We start from the raw sequence: 1,113 nt of genomic DNA, 5'->3' as shown, positions 1-1,113 counted from the left end.
GGCGGCCCGTACCGAAGCCCAGCTCGATCGGGAAAGGCACCGGCCCTCCCGTTCCGGACGCGCCGCTGCGGACCATCCCCAACATCCCTGTGACTGTCCGGTAATCCGCGTCTCTAGGAACCGTCCCCTCTGCAGCGGTCGCTCCGAATAGCCCGTAGTCGGATCAGCCAAGCGACACTGCAGAAAGGGGCAACCATGCGCGCCACGAGCCACCTCCTCGGACTGGCCGGAGTCGCCGTACTGGTGGCGGGATGTGGAACCGGTACAGACGCCGAGTCACTGAATGCGGCCAACTCCACGTCCGAAGAAAACACGGTGACCGAAGGCGATGCGGACCCGGCCGAAGAATCAGGGGACGAGCCGGTGACTAAGGCGGTCTCGGGCGAGTTCGCCATCTGCGACGGCCGGGAAGAGGACCTGACAGGCGCGACCTACAGCGAGACGGTCGTACCCGTGGGCGCGGAGTTCGACGTCACCGTCACGGAGACCCCTAACGGCGGCACCCGCGTCGAGTTGTCGGTGACAGGGGTGGCACCCAGCCGTGACTTCGGCGCCCACCTGCACACCGACCCCTGCGGCCCCGACCCGGCCGACTCCGGACCGCACTACCAGAACGAGGTCGATCCCGCCGCCACGCCCGACGAACCCTCCACCGACCCCGAGTTCGCCAACCCCGAGAACGAGCTCTGGCTGGACTTCACCACCGACGCCGCCGGAAACGGTGAGGCCGAGGCCACAGTGGACTGGCAGGTCCGCCCTGGTGAGGCCAACGCCATCGTGCTGCATGAGCAGCACACCGCGACCGAGCCGGGGGAGGCAGGAGCGGCCGGGGACCGGTTCGCCTGCATCAACGTCGCGCTGTAGCCGCATGGTGCCCCGGACCCGCGTCCCGCCGGTTCCGAGGGCACTCCTGCGGGCACCCGGCGGGCATTCCCGGCGCCGGTAGAGAGATGGTCCTCGGGGGCACACCAGGGGCGCGCCCGACCCCAAGCAGAGGATTCTCGGCCGCGGTCCGCCGGCGGAACCAATGGCGGACCGCGGCTCACGCGCGCAGTCCGCCGGCCGGATCCGGCGGGGCGAGCACCCCCGCTACGGTCCTCCCGGCGCTACCCC

The 1,113-nt window shown here is 70.4% G+C and carries 1 protein-coding gene; it reads left to right on the top strand.

What is annotated here, in order from left to right; genetic code table 11:
* Window positions 1-195 precede the first annotated feature (195 nt).
* On the top strand, window positions 196-864 hold the full coding sequence (locus VS93_RS26405) for a superoxide dismutase family protein (RefSeq protein WP_046472545.1): 669 nt from the start codon (window positions 196-198) through the stop codon (window positions 862-864).
* The last annotated feature ends 249 nt before the right edge of the window (window positions 865-1,113 follow it).

It is taken from the genome of Allosalinactinospora lopnorensis (genome assembly GCF_000981225.1).
GTDB classification, from domain to species: domain Bacteria; phylum Actinomycetota; class Actinomycetes; order Streptosporangiales; family Streptosporangiaceae; genus Allosalinactinospora; species Allosalinactinospora lopnorensis.
Note: the sequence above shows the minus strand (reverse complement) of the source record. Positions and strands in the feature narration are given on the sequence as shown.

What these genes read in the sequence shown, in the direction of transcription:
- VS93_RS26405 (WP_046472545.1), top strand. Translation starts at nt 196, where the DNA reads ATGCGCGCCACGAGCCACCTCCTCGGACTGGCCGGAGTCGCCGTACTG.